We start from the raw sequence: 6,728 nt of genomic DNA, 5'->3' as shown, positions 1-6,728 counted from the left end.
CCCAGCATGTCGGCCCCGGCAGCGCCTTCGAGGTCATCGAGTACTTCCTCGGACCGCAGCCGGAAGCCGGGCGCGACGCCCGCCGCCCCGACGGGGAGCGCTGCCGGGGCCGACATGCTGGGCGAAGTACGTGCCGCCGGGTCTGAGGACGCGGGCGATCTCCGTCCAGTGCGGCGTCACCGGGTGCCGGCTCACGACAAGGTCGAAGGCCTCGTCACCGAACGGCAAGGGGGCGTCCTCCGGGGAGGCGACGACGACCGCGCCCCGCGGGTGGAGCAGGGCGGTGGCCTTGGCGATGTTCGGAGGCCAGCCCTCGGTCGCGACGACGAGGTTGGGCAACTTCCGTGCGGAGGCGAGCACTTCGCCGCCGCCGGTCTGGATGTCGAGCGCGGCTGTCGCCTGGGCCAGGCGCTCCCCCATGGCTCGCGCGTACCCCCACGAGGGACGCTCCTCGGTGGCTCGCCCCGCGAACCACGAGAAGTCCCACCCGTCGGTGGGGGCGGCCTCGGCCTCGTCGACGAGTTCCTGGAAGGTGCGGGTGGGCGGGATGGCCGGGGAAGGCTGGTTGGCCGGGTCCATCGGGTCGGTCGGGTCCATCGGGTGATGTTGGCAGGCGGTACGCGCGTGTCGCGACCGGTTTCCTTCGTGCCCGCCGCACCCGTGGCCGGTGTCATCGATTGGGCGGTGGGCGATCACCGTCCGGCGCTGGCACTGGTGCCGGCACCGGCGTCGGGTGGTTCGTGGGCCGGTGCCTCGTCGAGTACGAGGAGGACGTGGACGTCGTCGCCGTGGCGGAGCGTGCCCGCCCGGCGGAAGCCGTGCCGTTCCAGGAGGCGCACCGAGGCGGTGTTCCCGGCGAAGGGGTCGGCGTAAAGGGGGCGGGTGCGCTCCTCGCGGAGGAAAAGGGCGAGGGCCTCGGTGCCGATGCCTCTGCCCCAGTGGGAACGGCCGAGCCAGTAGCCGATGAAGCGCCGGGTTCCATCCCCGTCACCGTCCCCATCACCGTTCTCCTTCTCCTCCCACCAGGCGACGATGCTGCCTGCCGGGGCGCCGGCCACGTCGACCGTCCGTACGAGGACGGTGTCGTCGCCGAGGATGCGAGTGGCCCAGTGGGTCATGAAGCGGTCGCGAGGCCGGGGAGTGAACCTCGACCGCCGGATCGCCTCGGCGTCGTGCTCCTGCTCGAAGAACACCTCCAGGTCGGCTTCTTCCACGCTCCTGAGCCGCACGCGTGACGGTGCGTGCGACGGCTCGTACGGCCGTCCGCGTGGCCGTCCGTGCGGCTGTTCATGTGCGTCGTCGCTCATGTCCGGGGAGTCTGCCACCGGGCACTGACAATCGCCGTTGTCGACCGGTACGGAAAGTGGTCCGTGGGCGCGCTCAACGGCTGCTCAGTGGCTGCTCAGCGGCATGCCGTACTTCTGCACCGTGGACAGGTACGGGAGGCCGAGCGTGCGGGGCGAGAAGGCCGCCGAGCCGTCGGCCGAGCCGCTGGGCAGCAGCCATACGGCGCCCAGGGAGGCATTCTCGCCAGGGGATCCGACCATGACATCCGGTACGCCGTCGGCGTCGCCGTCACCCGTGGCGACCGCCGCGCCGAAGGTGTCGCCCGCCTCGGCGACGCCCGGGACGCCGGGCGTGTCCTGGTTCCAGGAGGCGGACGTGGCAGCGCCGTCGGCGTCGAGCAGGCCCTGAGCGCCGCCGTGGAGCAGCCAGGCGGCGCCCGCCCCCGCTCTGCTTCCTATGGCCTCGCCGGGAGCGCCCGCGATCAGGTCGTCGCGGCCGTCACGGTCGACGTCGGCGACGGCTAGGGCGGCGCCGAAGCGGTCGCCGGCCTCGGCCACGCCCGGTACGCCCGGCGTGGCCTGGTTGAGGGTCTGGGCGCGGCTGCCGAACGAGCCGCCCGCGGCGCCTTGGTAGTGGATGTGGATGCCGCCCCCCTTGGCGAGTTCTTCGGGACCGCACGGGTCGTCGATGTTCTCGTCGGCGATCTCACGGCATTCACCGAGCGCCAGGTCGTCGCGGCCGTCGCCGTCGAAGTCGCCGGCGGCCAGGGCGGTGACGCCGGCATTGTCGGTGTTCCAGAAGTTGGCCATCGCGGACTCGTCGGCGTCCCACTTCCACAGACGCACGTGGGACTGCGTGTTGGGGTCGCCCGAGGCCCAGTACGCCACGGCCAGGTCCGCCGTGCCGTCGCCGTCGAAGTCGCCGGTGGCCAGGACGGGGGCGCGGTCGCCCATGGGGGCGGCGACGACGGTGGTGACCATGCTGTCTTCGCCTTGGATGACACGTGCGACGACCTTGTCCGTGCCGCCGATGACGATCTCCTTGTTGCCGTCGACGCTGCCGGTCAGGTCGGCCGCGACGACCGATCTTCCGTACGCGGCTGACGGCGACGGCCCTGTGAGGACCGTCGAACCCGGTCCCGGCCCGTCCTTCGAGCCGCCTACGGCGATGACCATGCCCGCGTCCGTACCGCGGTCGATGACGTCCTCGCCGGGGACACCGGCGAGCAGCTCCGCGATGCCGTCGCCGTTGAGGTCCGTCAGGGTCACGGACGCGCCGAAGCGGTCGCCCGCCTCCGGGGTGCCGGGAACCTCGGGAGTGGCCTGGCTGACACGGATGCTTCCGTAGGCGCCGACGCCCTTCGGGCCGCCCCGGACGATGTTCACGTACCCGGCCTTGGCGTGGCCGCCGACGGTCCCGTCCGGGACGCCGACGGCGAGGTCCGCGTAGCCGTCGCCGTTGAAGTCGCTCGTCGGGGTACGGGGTGCGGCAGCGGTGGCGGCGGCGGCGCCGGACGGGAGCCCGAACCCGGCGGTGGCCGCGGCGACTGCGATGGCGTACGTCAGGATGCGACGGCTGTGTGACACGGAGGCTCCCACTCGGTCGACATGGTGCGGGACACCTGGTGTGACCGTCGAAGGGCGGAGCTGGTTGTACGGAGTTCACCAGTGGTTGGTGCTGGATTCACGGTGGACGGGCGGGGCCCTCGATGGTGCGGGCCCCGCCGGGCCCTCGTCGAACGGGACAAGGCAGTGCGGCCGTGAGTTCCCTGACGGCTCAGGGACGGCTCAGGGACGGCTCAGGGGACGAGGGGGCGTACCTCTTCCGCCGTGAAGCGGATGAAGCCCTCGGGGTCGGGTTCGTCGGCGGTGGGCTGGAGGATCACGGTGTCGGCGCCGGCGTCCGCGAGGCGTTGCACGGCCTTGGCGACGGCGTCAGCGTTCCCGGCGACCCCGAGGTCCGGGACGGACGCCGCGCCCTCGGCCTCCAGCTCGGCGCGCAGACGGGCGGCGGCGCCGGGGCCGGTGGCGGTGAGGAGGTAGACGACGACGGTGTGCGAGTCGTCGGTACGGGAGGCCGCCGCCCGCCCCTCGTCGATGAGGCGGCGGGCCTTCTGCACGCCCTCCGGTGGTGTGTTGGCGGTGAGGATGGTCCCGTCCGCGGCCTCTCCGGAGAGCCTGAGCGAACGGGGCCCGGTGGCGCCGGCGAGGATCTCCACCGGTGCCTGCGGGGGCCAGTCGAGGGCGACGCCGTCCAGCTTCACGTACCGGCCGTCGGCGGTGACGCGCTCGCCGCCCAGCAGCGCGCGCAGCGCTCCGAGGTACTCACGCAGCAGCGTCACGGGCGACTCGGCCCGCGCTCCGACCTGCCCCATCCAGTCCTGCACGCCGTGGCCGACGCCCAGGACGGGCCGGCCCGGGAAGAGCCGGTGCAGGGTGGCGGCCTCCATCGCGGTGACGGCCACGTTGCGCAACGGCACGGGGAGCAGGCCGACGCCGACGCGGAGCCTCTCGGTCCAGGCGAGGGCCGCTGCCGCCGCGGAGATGCCTCCTTCGAGGAAGCAGTCCTCCCAGAGCCAGAGCTCCTCCAGCCCCGCGTCGTCCGCGGCGCGGGCGATGGCTCGTAGACGCTCTGGGGGCAGTTGGGGCCGGAACACGGCGCCGAGTGTGGTCATGCGGCTTTCCTACCCGTGGGGTGGGCAGGGGGCAACCCGTTTGTGCGGGGTGGGCGTGATCAGGCCGGGTCGGGAGTTCCCGGCGCGGGCAGCGGATCGGCGACGAAGGTGCCCTTGCCGTGCACGGTGACGATGAGCTCGCGCTCACGCAGCACCTGGGCGGCGCGTCGCACCGTCAGGTACGCGACCCCGTATTCGCTTGCGAGGTCGCGTTCGGGAGGCAGCCGGGCTCCCGGCAGCAGCTCGCCTGCGGCGATACGCGCGGCGATGTGGTCGGCGATGGCGACGTACACAAGTTGCGGCCCTTGCGGGTCAAAGTCCGGAATCGTGTTCGGGTCACTCATAGGCCCACTCCGCCGCTTCGAGGCGATGCCGCGCACGTATGCGCGCTTGCCTCGCTCAGGCGCGCCAACCCATCGCCCCCCGAGCACGCTCGCCATGTGGGCCGCCCACCTTCCAGTCCACCGAAGCGCAACCATCAGGTTGCGCCTTGCGGGTCGACGTGCAACTGTGGAGTTGCATCCGATGGTGACGACGAAGGAGATCCTCATGAGCGAGGACCGGATCGAACGCGAAACCCTGATCGCGGCATCCCTGGAGCGGGTCTGGTCGCTGGTGGCCCAGCCCGGGTTCTGGGTGGCCGACAAGGCGAGCCTGCCCGACACCGTGGCCAAGGAGGGCGAGTCGATGGTGGCGAAGCATCCCGAGCACGGCGACTTCCCGGTGCGGGTGGAGAAGGTCGAGCCCCCGACGTACCTGGCATACCGCTGGACCAGCGCGTTTCCCGGAGAAGAGCTGCGCGAGAGCAACAGCACCCTCGTGGAGTTCACGTTGACCCAGGAAGGCGACCAGACGCGGCTCCGCGTCGTCGAGAGCGGGTTCGCGGCGCTGGCCGGGTCCGAGGAGTTGCGCGGTCAGAATTTGAAGGACCACAGCCAGGGCTGGCCCGTGGAGCTCGACGCGCTCAAGGCCCGCGCCGAACAGGCCTCCACGTGACGGAAGAACGTCCCGGCGGCGCCGAGGTCGTCGACAGCGTCCTCGGTGCGCTGGCCGACCCCACGCGACGTCAGCTGCTTGATCTGCTGGCCGCACAGGGCGAGGCCACTGCCACGACGCTCGCCGAACGGCTGCCCGTCTCACGCCAGGCGGTAGTCAAGCACCTCGCCGTCCTCAACGCCGCCGGGCTCGTCTCCGGCGGCCGGGTCGGACGCGAAGTGCGGTACGCGGTGCGGCCCGCGGCGCTGGACACGACGGCCCGTTGGATGGCCTCGCTCGCGGCCGACTGGGACCGTCGACTGGCGAACATCAAACGCGTCGCCGAGGCGGCGGAGCGGGATTCGACTCCGGTACGCCCCGACTGAAGCCCGACTGATGAAGCCCGACTGAAGGGAAGCACTGAAGCACTATGGACACGACAGCACTTCGTAGTGCCTACGACAGGTTGCTCGATGCGGCGGCCCTCCTCGACCTCCCCGACCTCGGCGACGCGGGCGACCGAGGGTGGAACGCCGACCAGATACTGGCTCATCTCCTCAGCATCGACGCCTCGATCGCAGCGGTTGCCCTGGGCGTCGTCGCCGGTTCGCGGCCCACCTTCGACAACCGGATCTCCCTCGACACCTGGAATCTCGACCGGATCATCGCCGAGCACTCGGGCCGGGCGGACCTGATCGATCACGTCCGGAGCCAGGCCACCGTCCTGTGCGACATCGCCGATCGGCTCAGCGGGGAAGCCGCCTCGGTTCTGGTGCCGTCGCTCCTCCTGTCCAACGACGCACTCGTGCTGGACCAGCCGGTTCCGCTGGCAGGCCTCATCGACGGCCTCGCCGAGGACCACGTACCCGTGCATACGCGACAGCTCCTCGACCTTCGCGTCCCCGTCCCCTTCCCTGTACCCGGACACGCTTGAAGGCGGCGAAGACGCCGCCTCAGGCGCCCTTCGGGAACGTGACCTCCACGCGGCGGTTCTTGCGGCGGCCCTGCTCCGAGGTGTTGTCGGCGATGGGGTAGTCCTCGCTGTAGCCGCGCACCACGAAGGTGACGTCCATGTCGCCGAGCCCCGCGGCGAGTTCCTCGTGGACCGCTTCCGCCCGCCCCTTGGAGAGGGTGATGCCGTGGGCGTACGAGCCGAGGTTGTCCGTGAAGCCGAAGACGCGGACGTCCGTGGGCTTCTGGGCCTTGATCTCGTCCGCGATCGCCGCGATGCGGGCGCGTGCCTCCGGGTTGAGCTTGGAGCTGTTCTTCGGGAAGAGGACCTCCGCCTGGAGCGCGAACGTCACGTCCTCGTTCGTGTCCTCGCGCCGCTCCTCACCGCCGAGGTCCTCGACGACCGACTTGATGTCGAGCACCCGCGCGGCGGCGAGCGTCGCCCCGTCGGCGAGCTGCAGCCCCGGGCTGTTCGCGTCGACCTCGGGCGGCTGCGACGTGGTGACACTGCCCGGCGGGGCACTCGGGTCCTCGTCGTCCGCATGGGCCGAGGTCAGAGGCGTCATGAAGACGAGGGTGGTGAGGGCGGTCAGCGTGATCGACGCGGTGCGGAGGGTGAGGGGCATGGTCACTCGCCCTCGGAGATCTCTACGGAGGCGGGCGGCATCGAGCCCACCTGGAAGGAGACCTTGGTGGTGTCCGCGGGTGGAGCGGGGAACTGGGCGAACCACTCGGTGGTCTCGCCCGACAGGACACCACCGGTGAACCTGGTGCAGAGGCAGCGCCCCTCCGTGTCGCGCAGAACGAGGTACTTCTTCTTGCCGGCCTGGTCGACCAGGCC

At 71.5% G+C, this 6,728-nt stretch carries 8 protein-coding genes and 2 pseudogenes; 3 read left to right on the top strand and 7 right to left on the bottom strand.

The features are described from left to right. Positions 1-99: 99 nt before the first annotated feature. The 5 genes and pseudogenes from AOK01_RS39150 to AOK01_RS39130 all read right to left on the bottom strand — a co-directional run. Positions 100-579: pseudogene (locus AOK01_RS39150) on the bottom strand (class I SAM-dependent methyltransferase); the annotation flags it as partial. A gap of 113 nt (positions 580-692) precedes the next feature. Further along, positions 693-1,307 carry a GNAT family N-acetyltransferase gene (locus AOK01_RS39145; protein WP_079104109.1) on the bottom strand — a complete coding sequence of 205 codons (615 nt, stop codon included), beginning with the start codon at positions 1,305-1,307 and terminating at the stop codon, positions 693-695. A gap of 84 nt (positions 1,308-1,391) precedes the next feature. Then, complete coding sequence (locus AOK01_RS39140) at positions 1,392-2,873, bottom strand: FG-GAP repeat protein (RefSeq protein ID WP_055520287.1); 1,482 nt, start codon at positions 2,871-2,873, stop codon at positions 1,392-1,394. 212 nt (positions 2,874-3,085) lie between these two features. Beyond that, positions 3,086-3,961 carry an LLM class flavin-dependent oxidoreductase gene (locus AOK01_RS39135; RefSeq protein ID WP_055520284.1) on the bottom strand — a complete coding sequence of 292 codons (876 nt, stop codon included), beginning with the start codon at positions 3,959-3,961 and terminating at the stop codon, positions 3,086-3,088. A 59-nt stretch (positions 3,962-4,020) separates the two neighbouring features. Continuing rightward, a complete protein-coding gene (locus AOK01_RS39130) occupies positions 4,021-4,305 on the bottom strand; it encodes a GntR family transcriptional regulator (protein WP_055520282.1) in 285 nt (94 codons plus the stop codon). A 181-nt stretch (positions 4,306-4,486) separates the two neighbouring features. On the opposite strand from AOK01_RS39130, the gene AOK01_RS39125 reads away from it, so the two are divergent. The 3 genes from AOK01_RS39125 to AOK01_RS39115 are packed head-to-tail and all read left to right on the top strand — an operon-like array spanning position 4,487 to position 5,870. Beyond that, positions 4,487-4,957 (top strand): SRPBCC domain-containing protein, encoded by a 471-nt coding sequence (locus tag AOK01_RS39125; RefSeq protein WP_245702605.1) that lies wholly within the window; start codon positions 4,487-4,489, stop codon positions 4,955-4,957. Continuing rightward, a complete protein-coding gene (locus tag AOK01_RS39120) occupies positions 4,954-5,322 on the top strand; it encodes an ArsR/SmtB family transcription factor (protein ID WP_055520279.1) in 369 nt (122 codons plus the stop codon). The genes AOK01_RS39125 and AOK01_RS39120 overlap by 4 nt, the downstream gene beginning before the upstream one ends. Before the next feature lie 44 nt (positions 5,323-5,366). Next, on the top strand, positions 5,367-5,870 hold the full coding sequence (locus AOK01_RS39115; protein WP_063792942.1) for a hypothetical protein: 504 nt from the start codon (positions 5,367-5,369) through the stop codon (positions 5,868-5,870). A 19-nt stretch (positions 5,871-5,889) separates the two neighbouring features. Here AOK01_RS39115 and AOK01_RS39110 read toward each other — a convergent pair whose 3' ends face one another. After that, complete coding sequence (locus AOK01_RS39110; protein ID WP_055520276.1) at positions 5,890-6,513, bottom strand: OmpA family protein; 624 nt, start codon at positions 6,511-6,513, stop codon at positions 5,890-5,892. Positions 6,514-6,515: 2 nt separating this feature from the next. Continuing rightward, positions 6,516-6,728, bottom strand: a pseudogene (locus AOK01_RS39105) (hypothetical protein); the annotation flags it as partial.

Source organism: Streptomyces aurantiacus, from assembly GCF_001418335.1.
In the GTDB taxonomy this organism is placed as follows: domain Bacteria; phylum Actinomycetota; class Actinomycetes; order Streptomycetales; family Streptomycetaceae; genus Streptomyces; species Streptomyces aurantiacus.
This window is presented reverse-complemented; position numbering and strand designations above follow the sequence as displayed.

What these genes read in the sequence shown, in the direction of transcription:
- AOK01_RS39135 (WP_055520284.1), bottom strand. Translation starts at nt 3,961, where the DNA reads ATGACCACACTCGGCGCCGTGTTCCGGCCCCAACTGCCCCCAGAGCGT.
- AOK01_RS39130 (WP_055520282.1), bottom strand. Translation starts at nt 4,305, where the DNA reads ATGAGTGACCCGAACACGATTCCGGACTTTGACCCGCAAGGGCCGCAA.
- AOK01_RS39110 (WP_055520276.1), bottom strand. Translation starts at nt 6,513, where the DNA reads ATGCCCCTCACCCTCCGCACCGCGTCGATCACGCTGACCGCCCTCACC.
- AOK01_RS39115 (WP_063792942.1), top strand. Translation starts at nt 5,367, where the DNA reads ATGGACACGACAGCACTTCGTAGTGCCTACGACAGGTTGCTCGATGCG.
- AOK01_RS39145 (WP_079104109.1), bottom strand. Translation starts at nt 1,307, where the DNA reads ATGAGCGACGACGCACATGAACAGCCGCACGGACGGCCACGCGGACGG.
- AOK01_RS39125 (WP_245702605.1), top strand. Translation starts at nt 4,487, where the DNA reads ATGGTGACGACGAAGGAGATCCTCATGAGCGAGGACCGGATCGAACGC.